This window comes from Pseudomonas sp. S2_H10, assembly GCF_054668285.1.
Genome location: NZ_CP162754.1, coordinates 844,430 through 861,710, shown reverse-complemented (window position 1 = coordinate 861,710; position 17,281 = coordinate 844,430). Strand labels below are relative to the sequence as shown.

Genomic DNA, 17,281 nt, shown 5'->3' with positions numbered 1-17,281 from the left:
GGTTTTTCAACGACGGCCCCCCCTTTGACGTGCTGGTGGACTGGACGGCCGACTGATCTGGTGACCGGCCGCTCGCGAGGCATTGGGGCGATGGGCGGAGGCCTGGCTGGCCCGGCCACGATTGGCCTGCAGGTTGGCCTGGGACGGCGAGCGTGCACCGGCGAACGCATTGTTGCGGGCACTGCCGGCACTGCCGGCACTGGCGGCCGGCCGTTTGTTCGTCGCCTGTCGTGTCTGCGCCTGACCCTCTCTGCGCTGATTCAGCTGAGCGCTCTGGTTCCTGGGTTCCTGACGGGCCTGGTTCCTCGGCTGCTGATTCTCCCGGGTGTTTCTGGCCGTGCCCTGGCTTCGGTCGGCGGCCCTCGGTCTGTCGGCACCGGCCTGCGAGCGATTGGCCCCCGCGTTTGCGGACTGGAGCTTGCGCGTTTGATCGCGGGCTTCGAGGTTGCTGGTGGCGGGTCGTTCGATGCCGTGCCGGTCCATCGAGCTGCGGGCGTTTTCACGTGCCCGGGCGCGCTGGGCGTTGTCTCCGCGATAGGCTTCGCGCTGGTTGGCGCCGTTCAGTTGCCGGCCGTACTGCGCACGGCTCGCATTGTCCCGATAGGGCACGCCATTGCGATGCACCGGGTTGTGCTGCCATTTGTTGTTATTGATCCGGTTGTTGGCATTGATGTTGTTGTAGCGATTGACGTCGATGTCGATGTCGTTGTTGCCCCAGTCACATTCCCCCCACAACGATCCCACGATCGCCACGCCGGCGCCGAACGCCAGTCCGGCCATCAGCGCCTGGCCAGGGTAGTAGGCCGGTGGCGGTGGATAGTACGCGGGCGGCGACGCCGGGTAGGGCCAGGTGCCGTAGGTTGTAGTCGGGTTGTACGTGGGGACGTACACCACCTGCGGATCGGCAGGCTGAATGATGATGGTGGAAGTGCTGGCGGCAGGGGCAGGCTCCGCAGCGGGAGCTGAAGTCGTGGCCGCGGGAGCGGGTGCAGGGGCGGGTGCGGCAACGTTCTGAATCGTCACGTTCTGATATTGGTTGCTCTGCAGGTTGCCGGCGGCCTGTGCCTGGCGACGCAAGCGTTGCGCGCTTTCCATGACATCGTCGGGTTGCGCCAGGAAGGCATCACCCAGGCGTTGCACCCACACCGGATCCTGCCCCAGGGTTGCCAGCACCTGCGGGAAGGCCACCAGCGCTTGCACGCTCGGGTCCCAGGGCTGGTTCGCCACCTGTTTGACCGCGTCGTCACCCTTGGCGTCCGGGTGCGCCTTGGACCAGCTGACCGCCTCGCCGACTTCCCCCGGGTAGGTGGTGGCCATCAGTACCTGTGCAAACAGTGGGTCCGGGTAAAGGGCGATGGGCGCGAGCATCTGGTCCAGCTGTTCCTGGGTGAACACCGGATCCTTGGCCACCGGGGCGACGGGCGCGGTATTGTCCGCCGTTGCCTGGGCCGGAACGGCGGGTGTGGCAGCGCTTTCATTCGCAGCCAGTGCCAGGCTGGAAGATCCGCTCAACAAGAGTACGGCCGACAGCGCATACAGTAATGGAATGTGCATTGCACCCCCCACGTGGTCAGGCAGGCTTGAAATGAATGGAGCAATCCCTTGCAGTGAAAGCCGACTTTGCAAGCCACAGAGCCCGGCCTCGACACCGCTTCCTAATGGTAGCAGCAGATTTCAAAGACCCCGTCCGGCTTTGAAAGGGTGTGATGCCGGTCCTGTTTCCGATCAAGGTGCACTGGCATCGCTTTCGTGTTCTTCGGCAAATGCCATGAAGACGTCGAGGTCCAGCACATCCAGCTTGATCCGCGAGATGAACGCGGAGAACGCCAGGTTGGCGGCCAGCAGGCGCAGGTCAGAGGCCCAGGCCGGCAGGTAGGTGGGGCCCTTGAGCCAGCCGGACTCGAACAGCGGCGCCAGGCGCACGGTGTCCGCCAGGCTGAGGCGCCCGGCAAACAAATGCCCGACCAGTTCCGGCCGATTATCGCGGATCGCTATGCGCAGCAAGGTGTGGACGCCGAGCAGACCGGTCAGGTAGGCGGCATCCTTGGTGAACGCCGAACCACCGCGCAGGTCGGCGCCGCGGAACACCCGTTGGGTTGAGCGGAAGGACTCTTCCTGTGTCTGCCCGGCCGCCAGGAAACCTTCGAACACCTGGATGAAGTCGGCGCCCTCCAGCGCCTGCTGGACGGCGAGCACGCGCAGGGCCAGGCGACGCAGGCGGTTGATGTCCATGCTGCCGGTGAACAGCTCGGCCAGGGTGGCAATGCCTTCCTGGGTCTGGGTGGTGCGGGGTGCGCCCAGGCCCAGGCTCATGAGGTTGGGCTGCCGTGCGCCGTTCTGTGCGGTGGCGACGTGCACGAAGGCTTCGTGTTGCAGCAGCTGGTTTTTGTCCAGCTCCGTGAACAGCGCGCTGGCCCGCAGGCGAATGCGGCTCGAACCGGCGATGGCCTTGGCGGCCAGGTTCGGATCGAGCACGACGGTGATCTGGCCGACGCCGAAGAAGCGGTCCAGTTCCGGTTGAATCCAGGCGGCGAAGGCCTTGGCCGGAATCTCCGCCGGGCTCGGTGGAATCCGCGCGCCGCCGAGCAGGGCGTCGGTGGTATCGAGGAAGAAACGCGCGGCGTCGAGCATGCTCAGTTGCAAGCGCGTGTAGTAGAAGTCCGGGCGCCGGTACAGCGCGGATGAATACTGGGTAAAGGCCGGCGTGCCAATGGCCCCGAGCATGTGCCCGGCGGTGGCATAGCTGCGCGCGGTCATGGCGAGGTAATTCCCGGCCGGATGCCCCACATCGCACTGGCTGATGAAGCTTTCCAGGGCGGCGATGTCGGCGCTGTGGTCGCGGGGCTGCAACTGGACCCTGGGCAGTTCGGCACGCCCGCCGCGCCATTTCGCCAGGAAGTCTTCCTCGACGCCATCCGGCCAGGACAGGGCATCGAGCACGCGGATCTTGCGGGTCAGGCCGGGCAGGGCGGCATCGAGTTCGGACAGGGCGGCGCTCATGGACAGTTCCTTGAGGGACGAAGTGACGTTATAAAAGCGTAGTCGCCGCGCGCGGTCATGTGGGGTGCTGGCGAGCCGCTCGGGCGAAGTCGATGAATGCCTGTCGACCTGCCGTCAGGCGCAGGTCTGAAGCGGCTGGATTTAACGAGTTGCGCAGGTTTTTACTCCATCACCGGCGCCGGCTCTTCATTGGCCTGGGTTTTTGGCGGTTTGATAATCAGCAACAACGGCATGACCGCCAGCGACAACAGCATCAGCAGCTTGAAGTCGTTCACGTAGGCGATCCAGCTGGCCTGCACGTTGACCATTGCGTCCAGGGCGGCGCGGCCGGAGGCGGCCATCGGGTCGAGGTAACTCTTGATCAGCCCTGCGTCGAAGGCGCGGTTGAAGGGCGTGATGTAGGCGCCGATCTGCTCGTGGTTGGCCTGGATGTTCTGGGTCAGCAGCACGGTGACGATGGAGATGCCGACGCTGGAACCGACATTGCGCGAGAGGCTGTAAAGCCCGGTGCCTTCGGCGCGCAAGGAAGCCGGCAGGGTGGCGAAGGCCACCGTGGTCAGCGGCACGAACAGCATGCCCAGGCTGGTGCCCTGGATGAAACCGACCCAGATGACGGTTTGCATCGATACATCCGGCGTCCAGCCGGTCATCAGCCCCATCGACAGCGCTGACAGTCCCAGGCCCGTCAGCAGCAACAGGCGGGTATCGACTTTGCCCAACAGGCGCCCGGCGAGGAACATGGTCAGCATCGTGCCCAGGCCACGTGGGCCCATCACCATGCCGGCGGTCAGCACCGGGTAGCCCATCAGGGTTTGCAGGTAGGGCGTCATCAGCGCCAGTGAGGCCAGGTAGGTGATGCCGACGATAAAAATGAAGATGACGCTGATCGAAAAATTACGGTCCTTGAACAGCTGCGGGCTGATGAAGGGCGTGTCGGTGGTGAAGGTGTGGACCAGGAACACATACAGGGCGACAGCGGCCACTATCGCTTCGACGAGGATTTCACCGGAAGAGAACCAGCCCAGTTGTTCGCCCCGATCCAGAAACAGTTGCAGGGCCATGATCGCCACGCTCAGCGAGCCGAAGCCGAGCCAGTCCAGGCGGCTCGAGGTGTCGGTGGTGGTTTCGCTGACGTAATAGACGATCCCGGCCAGCGCCAGCAAACCAATGGGCAAGTTGATGAAGAACACCCAGCGCCAGCTGAAATTGTCCGTCAGCCAGCCGCCGAGCATCGGCCCCAACACCGGGCCGACCATGACCGACACGCCGAACAGCGCCATGGCCGAGCCGCGTTCCTTGAGGCTGTAGATGTCCAGCAGAATGCCCTGGGACAGCGGCACCAGCGCCGCGCCCGCCAGGCCCTGGAGCAGGCGGGCGAGGATGATTTCTTCCAGCGACTGCGCCAGCCCGCAAAGGATCGACGAGACCACAAAACCGACAATCGCCCACAGCAGCACGCGTTTGCGCCCGAAGCGCCGGGCCAGGAAGGCCGACGGCGGCGTCATGATCGCCGCGGCGACGATGTAGGACGTCAGCACCCAGTTGATCTGGTCGGAACTGGCCGAGATGCTGCCTTGCATGTAGGGCAGAGCGACGTTGGCGATGGTGGTGTCGAGCGCCTGCATGATCACCGCCAGCACCACGCAAGCGGTGATCATGCCGCGATGGGCCACCGCTTCGCTCGGTGCCTCGCTACTCATGGGGGGCGGCCTTGCTCGCCAGCAGGCCCGAGAACATAGGTGGCAGGCCACGGGCCGAGCCGGTGTCGATTTCGGCCTGCACACTCATGCCGGTGCGCAGCGGCGGTTTTTCCCCGGCATCATCGATGCTGATGCGCACCGGAATCCGTTGCACGACCTTGACCCAGTTACCCGTGGTGTTTTGCGCGGGCAACAACGAGAAGCTCGAACCCGACGCCGGGCTGATGCTGTCGACGGTGCCGTGCCACTGCACGCCGGGGTAACTGTCGACGCTGATCGCGACCGGTTGGCCGGGTTTCATGTGGGTCAGTTCGGTTTCCTTGGGGGACGCCGCCACCCACAGGTGATCGGCCGACACCAGGCTGATACCCGATTGCGGTGGTTGCAGGTAGGCGCCGACCTGCAGCGAATCGACGTTGGTCACGACGCCGTCGAACGAAGCCCTGACCACCGAGTTGTCGAGGTTGCGCTGCGCCTCGTCGACGGCAGCCTGGGCGATCAGGTACGTGGATTGACGTTCGACCGGGGTCTCGATGTTTCCGCCCAGTTGCGCCAGCACCATCTGCGCGGTAGCCCTGGCCACGGTGATTTTTTGCCGGGTGCTGTCCAGCGCGTGCTTGGCATCGTCGTAGTTGGTCCTGGACACCGCCGAGACGCTGAGCAGGGTTTGCTGGCGCTGGAAGCTGGCCTGGTAGTAGGCGAGGTCGATTTGCGCCTGGTCGATTTCGGCCAGCGCTTGCTTGTAATTGGCCTGGAGATTGAGGATCTGGTTGCGCACGTTGCTCAGCTGCGCCCTGGTACTGGCCAACGCAATCTCGAAGGGCTCCGTCTTCAACGTGAACAGGACTTGACCCTTGACCACCCGCTGGTTGTCCTTGACATCGATCGAGGCGACCAGGCCCGAGACATCGGTGGAGACGCCGACACGATCGGCCTGTATGTAGGCATTGTCGGTGGAAATGATCTGCCCGCCGGTGACATACAAATAGCCGCCGAGCACCAACGCGATCGGTAGCAAGGCAAAGAGCGTGGTACGCACGAACTGACGTCTCTCAAGCATGACGATGCTCCTGTTCTTCAACGGGAAGACTGCAGGCTTCGATCAGGTTGGACCTCATGCGCTTCATCATCTGCAACAGCAGTTGTTCCTCCTCGGCAGAGAATCCGCACGTGGCTTCCTGGCGGGTCGTTCGGCCCATGTCTCGCATCAGTTGCAGCAGTGGGTGGGCCTGCTCCGTCAGGAACAGCAGGGACAGGCGTCGATCCGTGGGATGACTGCGACGCTCGATCAATCCGCGTTCGGCCATCTTGTCCAGCAGGCGCACGAGAGTGATCGACTCCAGTTCCAGTAAATCCGCGAGGCCCTTCTGATGAATGCCCTCGTTGGTCGACAACATGGCCAGCACTTGCCACTGCGAGCGAGTGAGGCCGACATGCCGCGCGCGTTGCTCGAACCGCTTGCGCATCAGCCGGGCGCTGTCGTGCAGGGCAAAACCAAGGGTCAATGGGTCGGTCATGGTGATATCTGCTGCTGGAGAGTTAGCTCATCATAGTTGAGCTTGTAATTAGTCAGCTATCTATATTTGCGGAATAATTGAGGTGAATCGATTCTCTGGACGCGGCCCGCCGCCATCGCTGGCAAGTCAGCTCCCACAGGATTGGCGGGTATACAAAAATTCTGTGAACAACCGCAATTACTGTGGGAGCTGGCTTGCCAGCGATGAGGCCCTCACATTCAACATCAATGTCGCCCGACACACCGCCATCGCTGGCAAGCCAGCTCCCACAGGATTGGCGGGTATACAAAAATTCTGTGAACAACCGCAATTACTGTAGGAGCTGGCTTGCCAGCGATGAGGCCCTCACATTCAACATCAATGTTGCCTGTCATTCCGCCATCGCTGGCAAGCCAGCTCCTACAGGATTGGCGGGTATACAAAAATTCTGTGAACAACCGCAATTACTGTGGGAGCTGGCTTGCCAGCGATGAGGCCCTCACATTCAACATCACTGTCGCCCGACACACCGCCATCGCTGGCAAGCCAGCTCCCACAGGATTGGCGGGTATACAAAAATTCTGTGAACAACCGCAATTACTGTGGGAGCTGGCTTGCCAGCGATGAGGCCCTCACATTCAACATCAATGTCGCCTGACACTCCGCCTTCGTCGGCAAGCCAGTTTCTACACAGGCACTATGCCTGCGGCCGGTAAACCCGGTCTCAGAGCAGGCTCCACGACACTCCGACGTACATCGCCATGCCTTCGCCAGGCGTGGAGCGTGCTGCGTCCAGCCCTTTGTCGTCGTAGCCAGGCGTGACGGTGGCGGCATAGTGTTTGTCGGTCAGGTTGCGCAGGTCCAGCCAGGTCTGCCAGTCGCCCTTGGGTGCGTTGTAGCCCAGGGTCGCGCCGAATATGGCGTAGGGATCGGCGTAGTAGCTGTTGGCATAATCGACCGCCACTTTCGACGTCCACTGCGTGTTGACGGCGGCGAAGAAGCCTTGCGGCCAGTCGTAACGCAGTTCGCCCTGGTAGTAATGCATCGGCAGGCCGGGCAGGCGGTTGTCGCCGAAGCGCTCATCGTCGCGGTAGTGGAAGTCACTGAAGGTATAGCTCTGGCGCAGGCTCAACTGGCCGCCATCGCCCGGCGACCATAGGGGGCTGAGCAGGCTGGCTTCAACGCCCTGGTGCACGGTGGGGCTGGCATTGAGTTCGTAGGGCGTGGTGGCGTTGGCGTCCGGCAGCACCGAAAGCAATTCATGGTGCACCTGGGCGTAGTACCAGGCCAGGCTCCATTGCCCCAGCGTGCTGTCACCGCGGCCACCGATTTCCAGGGTGGTGGCGGTCTGGTTTTGCAGCTTGACCGGATCGCGCTGGGCGCCCGTGGCAGGGCCGCTGCCTGCGGGGAAACGAATGTTGGAGCTATAGATCAGCGACCACGGATGCGGTGCCTCGACCGAACGGCTGAGATTGCCGAACAGTTGCAGGTCGGGTGTCAGTTGGTAGCGCAGGCCCACGCGCGGAGCGTAGTCCCAGTCGTTGAGGCTGGTCTTGCCGCCTTCTTGCGGGTAGGTCACGTCACTTTCACGACGTGTATAGATGGCGGCCAGGCCCGTGGTCAGCCACAGGTCGTCGGCGATTTCCAGGTCGTTGCCCGCGTGCAGGACCGTGTCCGAGCCCTGGTAGGTGAAGTTGCGCATCAGCGTACCCGGTGCGTAACCGGCAGTGTTGCCGGTGGGGATGCGCACGAACTCGCTGGCGCCGGCATTGGGCAGATGTTTGGTCGTTCGCAGGCCCACGATGCTTTGGCTTTGCAGTCCCCAGAGCGTGTCGCGACGCTTGTAGTCGAACGTACCGCTGACATCCGTGTACGCCACCTTCAGGCGGTTGGGCCCCTCACGCAAGTCCATGGGGTAGTCGTGGTAGACGAGGCCGGTCTGGATGCTCGAATCGTCATCGATGTACCAGGTGGTCTTGTTGCCGATAAAGGTGCTGCCGGGCTCGTCGCGACGGTCGTCCCGCGCCACGTAGGCCGGGTTGGCCGCCCGTGGGTCGTGCTCGATGGAGTGCTTGGTCACCCGTCCCGCGAGGTCGTTGTCGGTCTGACGGTGGCGCAGGTAGAAGCGTGTTTCCAGGTTTGGATTGAAGCGATAACCGAAGTTGGCGATCACGCCTTGGCTCTCGCTGGCCGTGTGGTCCTGGTAGCCGTTTGCGTTTGCGTCGGTCAAAGCCATGTAGTAATCGAAGTCGCCCAGCACCTGGCCGGAGCTGACCTGGCGTTGCTGGTAACCGTGGCTGCCGGTCGCATAGCGCACTTGCAGCTTCGGCGCGTCGTAGCCGGTGTGGCTGACGTAATCGATGGCCCCGCCCAGGGCCAGGGCACCCCGGTCGAAACCGTTGGCGCCGCGCAGCACTTCCACATGGTCGAGCCACAGCGGCTCCAGCAACTCATAGGGCGTACCGCCCGGGCCGGTCAGCGGCAGGCCGTCGAGCAGGGTGTACAGCCCCGAGGCATGGGCGCCCGGGGCGCGGTTGATGCCCGATCCGCGGATCGAAACCTTCACCCCTTCGTTGCCCGCCGACTGGGCATAGATCCCCGGCTGGTAGGCCAGCACATCCTGATTGCTGGCCACGCGCCCCTGCAACGGGCGGCGCATGTCGACCACGTTGGTGCCGCCGGGCACCTGGTCCAGCCGGGCCCTGGCGTCCTCGATCGTGCGGTCTTCGTCGCTCGGGTCCTCGGCCCCGATCAGCACTTGCCCGAGCTCCAGACCCTGAGCCTCGGTCATGGCCGGACAAACCAGGGCCAGGCCCAGCAGCGCGGCGGGCAATGAATTAGGCGAGGGCATCGGGGAAACTCCAGGCGTGCAGGGAATGGGCAATGAACAGTGCGACGCAAGGATGAACGAAGGGAGCACATGGAAATTTTGTTTTTTGCCCACCGGATATTTCCGGTGGCGTTGACGTCACTGCAAAACCCGGGGGCGTAGCCGGACTGATGCCGTGGCCGATTCGCGCTGATTGCTGCCTGCCGGCAAGCCGAAAAAACTACCCCTTCGCCGCGCAGACAATCACCTCGACCAGCAGGCCCGGATCGGCGAGTTTCGCCTCGCCGCAGGCACGGGCCGGCGCATGCCCCGCCGGAACCCAGGTATCCCAAACGGCGTTCATCGCGGCAAAGTCCGCCATGTCGGCCAGCCAGATGGTGGTCTGCAGCAGGTGTTGCCTGGACGAGCCGGCCTGCTCGAGCAAGGCATCCACCCGCGCCAGTGCGTCGCGGGTCTGATCGGCAACGTCGTGATGGGGTTCTCCCACTTGCCCGGCCAGATACACGGTATCGCCGTGGATGACGATCTGGCTCATGCGCTGCTTGGTCTGTTTGCGCTCGATGGTTTGCATCCTTGTTTCTCCTGTCAAAAGGCGTTGTTCAGAAGCGTTGTACGGAAAAACTGTCCAGCCATGACGGGGCCTTGCCGGCGATGCAGTCGGCGACCAACTGGCCGGTGGCTCCGGCCAGGGTCAAGCCCAGGTGCTGATGGCCGAAGGCGTAGATCAACCGCGGTTCGTTCGGCGATGGGCCGACGACCGGCAACGAGTCGGGCAGCGAAGGACGAAATCCCAGCCACTTGCGCGAGACCGGTTGGGTCAGGCCCATGACCCGGCGTACGTGTCGCTCCAGGTAGTCGAAGCGCTGCGGATTGGCCGGGTCGTTGATCGAGCCAAGTTCCACCGTGCCCGCGACTCTCAGGCGACCCGCCATGGGCGTCATGTAGAAGGCACTTTCCACCGGGCAGCAGGGGCGGTTGAGCAGGGTGTCTTGCAGGTCGAATTCAATGTGGTAGCCGCGCTCGGTATCCAGTGGAATGTGATCGCCTACCTGCCGCGCGAGTGCTGCGGACCAGGCGCCGCCACACAGCACGACGCGGTCGGCTCGCCAGCTGTTGCCTTCGGCACTGTTCAGGTACAGGCCGTCATTCTTGCGTTGTAACTGGGTGATGGTCGCCTGATGCAATGCGCCTTCAGCGATCAGCGGCGCGGCCAACGCTTCGATGAAAGCGCGCGGGTCATCCATGTGCGATGACTCGGGAAACAGGATGCCGCCGACGGCTTTGCCTGCCAACGCAGGCTCCAGTTGCTCGATGTCCGCCGCGCTCAGCACTTGCTGGGCAATGCCCAGGGAGCGGCGCAATTCGATGGCCGATTGCGCGCCGGCCAAACCTTGCCCGGTGCCGTAGGCGTAGATGCAACCGTTGTGGCGCAAATGCTGATCGGCCAGCGGAGCGTCGGCCAGCAGCGGCGCATAACCGCTGTAGGTGTGCTGGAGAATCCTGCTCAGGGCCAGGGTGTTGGCCTCACAACGCGAAGTGCGACATTCATTGAGAAACCGCAGTAGCCACGGCATCAACCTTGGCAGCCGTGCCCAGTTGATGACGAAGGGCGATTCCCTGGAAAACAGCAGTGACGGAATCGCCTTCAGCAGCGACGGCTGGGCAATGGGCATCACGCCGTACGGTGCCAGAGTGCCGGCATTGCCGTAGGACGCGCCACTGGCAATCGCATCGCGCTCCAACAACAAGACCTGGTAACCCTGGCGGCGTAGCCAGAGTGCGGTGGCAACGCCGACAACGCCGGCACCGATAACGGCAATTTCGCAATGAACGGGTTGTGTCATGTCCTCAGATCCGGTTGTGCATATGGAGGTGACCCTGACGCGCCAATTGGCTGATGATGGTCAAGGCTTTGATCAACTGCTCGCGTGACAGGGCAGCGGAGATATTGATTCGTACGGCTTGCGGCGAGAGTTCCGGACGCAAGGTGAAGGCGCCACCGGCAAGCAGCACCACACCGCGGTCCTGACACAGGCGGGCGAAACGCGAGCCGGTCCAGGGTTCCGGCAGCACCAGCCAGGCGTGGGTGCCGGTGGCGCTGTGCTGGAACTCCAGGCCTTCAAGGTGCGTGGCCAGCAGCGCCTGGCGGATGCGCAGTTCTTCGCGCTGTTCCGAGACCAGTTGCTCGGCATGACCGTCCTCGATCAACCGGGCGGCAATCAGCGCCGTCAGTGGCGAGGTGCTCCAACAGTCGATGCGCTGCATGGCAGCGATGTCTTGCACCAAGGGTTGCGGGGCCATGACAAAACCCATGCGCAGACCCGGTGCGATGCATTTGGACAGGGCCGAGATATAGATCGTGCGCTCCGGCATCAGCGCGGCGAAAGGCGGCGGCGACTTGTCCAGCAGGGGACGATAGACGTCGTCTTCGATGACCAGCAGGCGGGTTTCGCGAATGACCGTCGCCAGCTCTTTACGGCGCTCGGCATCGAGGGTGATGGCGGTCGGGTTATGGATCGACGGCACCAGAAACAACAGACGTGGCTGGTGTTCGGCGCAGGCCTGGCGCAGGGCTCGTGGAGACATGCCTCGCTCATCGGCATCGACGCCGACAAGGATCAGGCCCAACGAGCGGCATAACGCATTGATGCCTTGATAGGTGACGCTGTCGGCCAGCACGGTATCGCCGCTGTTGGTCAAGCTGCGCAAGGTGCTGGCGATCCCGTGCTGGGCGCCTTCGCAGATCAGCATCTGCGAGGCCTGGGCATCGACACCGGTGTGGCGTAGCCATTGCGCTGCAGCTTCACGAGCCCAAAGCGGACCTTCGGACGGGTGATAGTCCTTCATGTCCACAAAGCGCGGATCACTGGCAAGGCGCGGCAACAGCTGCGCCAACACCCGATTGAAGCCATGGGTGGCGGGGCGGTTGACGCTCAGGTCGACGGTGCCCGGGTCATTACTGGGGGCCGACTGAAACTGCGCCGCCGGATGCCGAGGCTGTGCGACTTGGGTACCGCGTCCCGGACGACTTTCCACCAGGCCTTTTTGCTGCAGCACCGCCATGGCTTTGGTCACCGTGGTGATGTTCACCCCCAGTGCGCTGGCGAAATCGCGATGGGGTGGCAGACGTTCACCCGGCTTGAGCTTGCCGTTGCCAATCGCTTCGGCCAGTGATTCGGCCAGTTGGGCGTAAAGGGTTTCTGCCTTGTCACGTTGCAACGCCGCGCTGGCTTTGAGTTCGTCCAGCAGTTGTTCGAATTGACTCATGGTGCTTTATCCCTGCTTGTCATGCTTTAAGCCAGACAATAAGCAAATTTGTATTGCTTTTTATCCGATACAAAGCCCATTGACAAGCTAAAAAACCGTGATTAGTGTGTGAGTTGTAATGCTTGTCATGCAACACAATAAGAAAATGGCTGCCATGATCAGCCCAAACGGGTAAGCACATGACTTATGAAACATTCCAGCCGGGCTCAGCCTTGGCGACCCGACACCACCGACTCTTGTCCCTGATAGTGGGCGGCACAGAGTATCCGGTGAGTTGTACCCCACGCGCAAAGTTTTCGATGAATTTATCCGGTCGATCGACCCTATCCACCGCAGCGGAGGTCCTCCGATGAGCAACGCTCAGCCAAGCAAGACAAAACCCGGCCAACAACGCCTCAGCGGGGCCCTGCGTCAGCGCCATATCACCATGATCTCCCTGGGCGGGATCATTGGTGCCGGACTGTTTGTCGGCAGTAGCGCAACGATTCAGGCGATCGGGCCTGCCGCGTTTCTCAGTTATCTCGCTGCCGGCATTGTGGTGATGCTGGTCATGCGCATGCTCGGTGAAATGGCCGTGGCGTTGCCCGGCGTGGGTTCCTTTACCGAATACGCGCGGATCGGCCTGGGCAATTGGGTCGGGTTCACCAGTGGCTGGTTGTACTGGTATTTCTGGGTGATCGTGGTGGCGGTGGAAGCGGTGGTCGGCGCCAATATCCTCGAACAGTGGATACCGCTGCCGGCCTGGATGATCGGCCTGACCCTGCTGGCCGTCATGACCGCCATCAATTGCCTGTCGGTGAAATCCTATGGCGAGTTCGAGTACTGGTTCGCTTCATTGAAGGTTTTCGCAATCATCGTCTTCATCTTTGTCGTCGGTGCCTACCTGTTCGGGTTCGCGCCGAGCACCAGCGCTCTGCTGGGCAATCTGGTGAATGACCGCGGGTTCATGCCTTACGGCGTGAGTGCGATCCTGGCCGGCGTGCCGACGGTGATTTTCGCCGTCGGTGGCGCCGAGATCGCGACGATTGCCGCCGCCGAATCCGACGACCCTTCGAAGAACGTGGCGAACATGACTCGTTCGGTGATCTTCCGCGTCATCACCTTTTATGTCGGTTCGATATTCCTGATTGTCTGCGTGGTGCCGTGGGGCCAGATCGTCGCCGGTCATTCACCGTTCGTTGCGGCGCTGGAGGTCATGCGCATTCCGGGTGCGGCAATGATCATGCAAGCGGTGGTGCTGGTGGCCGTGCTGTCGGCGCTGAACTCAGGTTTGTATGTGTCTTCGCGGATTCTGTTCGGCCTCAGTCAGCGCGGTGACGCGCCCGCGAAACTGTCGGTGCTGACCGGGCGCAAAGTGCCCCGGGCCGCCGTACTGCTCAGCAGTGTGATCGGCTACATCGCCATCATGGCAGCGATCATTTCTCCTGAAGGCGTGTTCCTGTTCCTGGTCAACGCGTCGGGTGCGGTGATGCTGTTTGTGTACCTGGCGGTGGCGTTGGCGCAGATCAGGGTGCGTCGTCAGGTGGAGGCTGCGGCACCGGCGCGGCTGACCCTCAGGATGTGGCTGTTTCCGTGGCTCTCCTATGCTGTGGTGGCAGTGATTGCGGGTGTTTTGGTGGCCATGGCGTTTCAGGAATCCTTGCGTACGCAGTTCCTGGCCAGCCTCGTCAGCCTCGGTGTTGTGTCCGCTGCCTATCTGATACTCAAGCGCCGACGCACGCAGGCCAACAAGCCGCCTGTCAATGCCATCGACATCCTCGCGGGACTGCCGGCACGGTCATGAATCACAGGGACATCGAGCCACGGACGGTGGTTGAGTTGTAAAGCTTGTACCGGTCAAAACAATAATATTTGCCTATAGGTGATCTATGTCCGACTTCAAGTTTGATACCCAGGGTTTTTCCCGCCGCGGGCTGCTCAAGGCCACGGGTTATGGTTCGCTGGCGGCGTTGGTGGGCGGCGCACTGGGGCCGATGTCTTGCGCTTTCGGGGCCGGTCAGCCGATCAAGACCGTGCGCCCCGGCTACCTGACGGCAGCGTGCCTGGGCGACATGCCCTTGGGCGCGCTGCGTGAAGGTGTGCCGGTCGGCACTGATCTGGAGTTGCTCAAGCTGATTGCCGACCGCCTCGAACTCAAGCTCGATGTACTGACCATGGGCTTCCCGGCGGTGGTTGAAGCGGTGAGATCGGGACGTGCCGACTGGTTCGGCGGCAACTTCGCCTGGAACCCGATGCGTTCGAAAATCCTGCTGCTGACTGACCCCGTGTTCTACACCGGTGCCTACGTGATCATGCGCGACAGCGAGCCGTTCGATACCTCGATCGCGGTCAACGATGTGAAGGGCCGTACCATCGGCGCCATCACCGGTTATTTCACCATCCCCGACATGAAGAAAATCGAGGGCGTGAAGGAGGTCAAGCTCTACGACAACACCGACTCCTGCCTGCGTGACGTGCGCGCCGGGCGCCTGGATTTTGCCGTACTGGATGCGCCGACCATCGACTACATGATCCTTCAGGACCCCAGCCTCAAGCTCAAGCAGATCCCCATGGCCTACGATGAGAAGTTCCCCAGCCTGACCGCCAAGTTCGAGGCGATCTGGGGGGTTCATCCGCAGAACCAGGACTTGTTCGATGGCGTGAACCAGGGGTTGCGCTGGTTGAAGGCAACGGATCAGATCAAGCCGGTCCTTGCCAGGTACGGTATCAAGAACCCGGACTATCTCGTGCCACCGGCCAAAAATCCGCGCATCGGCGTGGACCGCGACGAGAAGGGCAACCTCATCGGGCCATTCGAGCACCCACCGCGTGATTTCAGTCAGGCCTTTGCCTGAGTCGAGGACATAGTTCATGGCTGAATCAACCCCCCTGGTACGCATCGAGGGGCTGCACAAGTCCTTCGGTACCCTGGATGTTCTCAAAGGCATCGACCTCAATGTGCAGCAAGGCCAGAAGATCTCGCTGATCGGCCCCAGTGGCTCGGGCAAGACCACTTTGCTGCGCTGCGTCAACTATCTCGAAGAACCGACCCAAGGCAACATCTACATCGATGACAAGCTGATCGGCCAGCGTCTGGCGGGCACTCGAAAAGTGCCCATGAGCGACAAGGAGCTGGCGCGGATGCGCGCCGAAATCGGCATGGTGTTCCAGCGTTTCAATCTGTTCCCGCACCTCTCGGTACTGGAAAACATCATCCTCGGCCCGCTCAAGGTCCAACAGCGCAATCGCGCCGAAGCGGTGGAGCTGGCCGAGGACCTGCTGAACAAGGTCGGCATGTTCGCCAAGCGCGATGCATTTCCCGAGCAACTGTCGGGTGGGCAGCAGCAAAGGATCGCCATCGCCCGGGCGCTGGCGATGAAACCCAAGCTGATGCTGTTCGATGAGGCCACCTCGGCGCTGGACCCGGAGTTGGTCGGGGAAGTGCTGGGCGTCATGCGCAGGCTGGCGGAGGAGGGCATGACGATGATCATCGTGACCCACGAAATGCGTTTTGCCGAAAGCGTCTCCGATCAGGTGATCTTCATGGCCGACGGCAACATCGTCGAACAGGGACCGCCGCGGCAGATCTTCCGCGAGAGCCAGATCGAACGCACCCGCTCCTTCATTCGCGCCGTGCAGGAGCATTGATCGATGTTCGATACCACTGCGCTGAACAAAGCCATCGAGATGCTGCCGTACTTTTTGAACGTGCTGGGAATCGGTGCGCTGACCACCATCGGCTTGACCGCTGCTGCGTTTGCAGTGGCGGCACTGCTGGGTTTTTGCCTGGCGTTGATGCGACTTTCGCGCAGCCGCATCTTGAGCCTGATCGCCAGTCTGTACCTGGAGGTTTTCCGCAACATACCGATCCTGACTCAACTGTTCATTCTGTACTTCGGGTTGACCTATATCGGCATTACGTTGCCGGCAATTGGCGCGGCGATCATTGGTTTCGGCCTGAACGGTGCAGCCATTCTGTCGGAGGTTTTTCGCTCGAGCATCCGCACCATTGACCGTGGGCAAAGCGAAGCTGCGTTTTCCATTGGCATGACCCGGTCATTGGCGATGCGCATGATCGTGCTGCCGCAGGCGTTCAAGGTGGCGATTCCGGGGATGGCCAACTTTGCCATCGGGCTGCTCAAGGACACGTCCCTGGCGTCTGCGGCGGCGGTGCCGGAACTGACGTTCAAGGCGAAAATGCTGGTCAGCGAAACCTACCAGACCAACCTGATCTACTTCTTGCTGGCGACGATCTACCTGATCCTCAGCCTGGTGCTTTCCCACTGGGCGGCGCGCACCGAGCGCCGTCTCAAAGTCGTCAAGGAGAATTGATATGGGCTATGGCGAGTTGTGGGGCGCGACCCATGTCGAATTGCTGGCGGCCGCCTGGGCCACGCTTCAGTTGGCGTTCGGGGCGTTGGTCATCGGCTTGATCGTCGGTTTGCTGGTGGCGCTGGCACGACTGTCCGGTAACCGGGCAATGAGGCGTGCGGCGCTCTACTACATCGAGCTGTTTCGTGGCACTCCAGCATTGGTGCAGTTGTTCATCGTCTATTTCAGCCTCACCGAAATCGGCGTTCATTTCAGCTCGTTCCAGGCCGCCATGATCGGCCTGGGGCTGAACGCTGCGGCATACCTGGCAGAGATTTACCGTGCAGGGTTGGAGGCTGTGCCCAAAGGGCAGGTGGAAGCGGCGAAAGCGATCGGCATGGCACGCCACAACGTGCTGCGTTGGGTCGTGTTGCCCCAGGCCATCCGTATCGTGCTGGCGCCGATTGGCAACGTCGCGATCTCGTTGTTGAAAGATACCTCGGTGGCGTCACTGATCGCCGCGCCAGACCTGATGCTGCGGGCGCAGGATTTGAGCTCGGTGTATTTCATGCCGCTGGAAATCTACATCCTGGTTGGCGCGATCTACTTTGCACTGTGTTATCCGCTTTCACTTGCCGTGCGCATGCTTGAACGCAGAACCAGGCATTGATTCTACATTGTGCGGCCAGCCGCAGCTT

Annotated in this window: 14 protein-coding genes; 5 read left to right on the top strand and 9 right to left on the bottom strand. The window is 62.1% G+C overall.

Translation table 11 applies throughout. The annotated features are described in order from the left end of the window. Positions 1-6 precede the first annotated feature (6 nt). The 9 genes from AB4O16_RS03765 to AB4O16_RS03725 all read right to left on the bottom strand — a co-directional run bounded on the left by AB4O16_RS03765 (position 7) and on the right by AB4O16_RS03725 (position 12,293). Positions 7-1,554 (bottom strand): DUF3300 domain-containing protein, encoded by a 1,548-nt coding sequence (locus AB4O16_RS03765; RefSeq protein WP_460157032.1) that lies wholly within the window; start codon positions 1,552-1,554, stop codon positions 7-9. Between the two features lie 171 nt (positions 1,555-1,725). Further along, the gene (locus AB4O16_RS03760; RefSeq protein WP_160386340.1) at positions 1,726-3,000 is read right to left on the bottom strand and encodes a flavohemoglobin expression-modulating QEGLA motif protein; all 1,275 of its coding nucleotides are present in this window, start codon (positions 2,998-3,000) and stop codon (positions 1,726-1,728) included. 161 nt (positions 3,001-3,161) lie between these two features. Next, entirely contained in the window at positions 3,162-4,700 is a 1,539-nt protein-coding gene (locus tag AB4O16_RS03755) for a DHA2 family efflux MFS transporter permease subunit (protein ID WP_160386338.1), read from the bottom strand. Further along, positions 4,693-5,760, bottom strand: coding sequence for an HlyD family secretion protein (locus tag AB4O16_RS03750; RefSeq protein ID WP_460157031.1), 1,068 nt, complete (start codon positions 5,758-5,760; stop codon positions 4,693-4,695). Before AB4O16_RS03750 ends, AB4O16_RS03755 begins: the two co-directional genes overlap by 8 nt. Then, a complete protein-coding gene (locus AB4O16_RS03745) occupies positions 5,753-6,217 on the bottom strand; it encodes a MarR family winged helix-turn-helix transcriptional regulator (RefSeq protein WP_460157030.1) in 465 nt (154 codons plus the stop codon). Before AB4O16_RS03745 ends, AB4O16_RS03750 begins: the two co-directional genes overlap by 8 nt. Before the next feature lie 703 nt (positions 6,218-6,920). Next, positions 6,921-9,047: a TonB-dependent receptor family protein gene (locus AB4O16_RS03740; protein WP_460157029.1), complete on the bottom strand. Its 2,127-nt coding sequence runs from the start codon at positions 9,045-9,047 to the stop codon at positions 6,921-6,923. A 199-nt stretch (positions 9,048-9,246) separates the two neighbouring features. After that, entirely contained in the window at positions 9,247-9,597 is a 351-nt protein-coding gene (locus tag AB4O16_RS03735) for a RidA family protein (protein ID WP_460157028.1), read from the bottom strand. Between the two features lie 28 nt (positions 9,598-9,625). Further along, positions 9,626-10,870, bottom strand: coding sequence for an NAD(P)/FAD-dependent oxidoreductase (locus AB4O16_RS03730; protein WP_460157027.1), 1,245 nt, complete (start codon positions 10,868-10,870; stop codon positions 9,626-9,628). A 4-nt stretch (positions 10,871-10,874) separates the two neighbouring features. Continuing rightward, positions 10,875-12,293, bottom strand: a complete 1,419-nt coding sequence (locus AB4O16_RS03725; protein WP_460157026.1) for an aminotransferase-like domain-containing protein — start codon at positions 12,291-12,293, stop codon at positions 10,875-10,877. Positions 12,294-12,642: 349 nt separating this feature from the next. Here AB4O16_RS03725 and AB4O16_RS03720 point away from each other — a divergent pair, with 349 nt between their 5' ends. The 5 genes from AB4O16_RS03720 (at position 12,643) to AB4O16_RS03700 (ending at position 17,253) form a co-directional block, all read left to right on the top strand. Further along, positions 12,643-14,076 carry an amino acid permease gene (locus AB4O16_RS03720; protein ID WP_460157025.1) on the top strand — a complete coding sequence of 478 codons (1,434 nt, stop codon included), beginning with the start codon at positions 12,643-12,645 and terminating at the stop codon, positions 14,074-14,076. 85 nt (positions 14,077-14,161) lie between these two features. Further along, positions 14,162-15,127: a substrate-binding periplasmic protein gene (locus AB4O16_RS03715; RefSeq protein ID WP_460157024.1), complete on the top strand. Its 966-nt coding sequence runs from the start codon at positions 14,162-14,164 to the stop codon at positions 15,125-15,127. A gap of 16 nt (positions 15,128-15,143) precedes the next feature. Continuing rightward, the gene (locus AB4O16_RS03710) at positions 15,144-15,920 is read left to right on the top strand and encodes an amino acid ABC transporter ATP-binding protein (RefSeq protein WP_460157023.1); all 777 of its coding nucleotides are present in this window, start codon (positions 15,144-15,146) and stop codon (positions 15,918-15,920) included. Between the two features lie 3 nt (positions 15,921-15,923). Further along, positions 15,924-16,604, top strand: coding sequence for an amino acid ABC transporter permease (locus tag AB4O16_RS03705; protein ID WP_460157022.1), 681 nt, complete (start codon positions 15,924-15,926; stop codon positions 16,602-16,604). Position 16,605: 1 nt separating this feature from the next. Next, positions 16,606-17,253: an amino acid ABC transporter permease gene (locus AB4O16_RS03700; RefSeq protein WP_460157021.1), complete on the top strand. Its 648-nt coding sequence runs from the start codon at positions 16,606-16,608 to the stop codon at positions 17,251-17,253. The last annotated feature ends 28 nt before the right edge of the window (positions 17,254-17,281 follow it).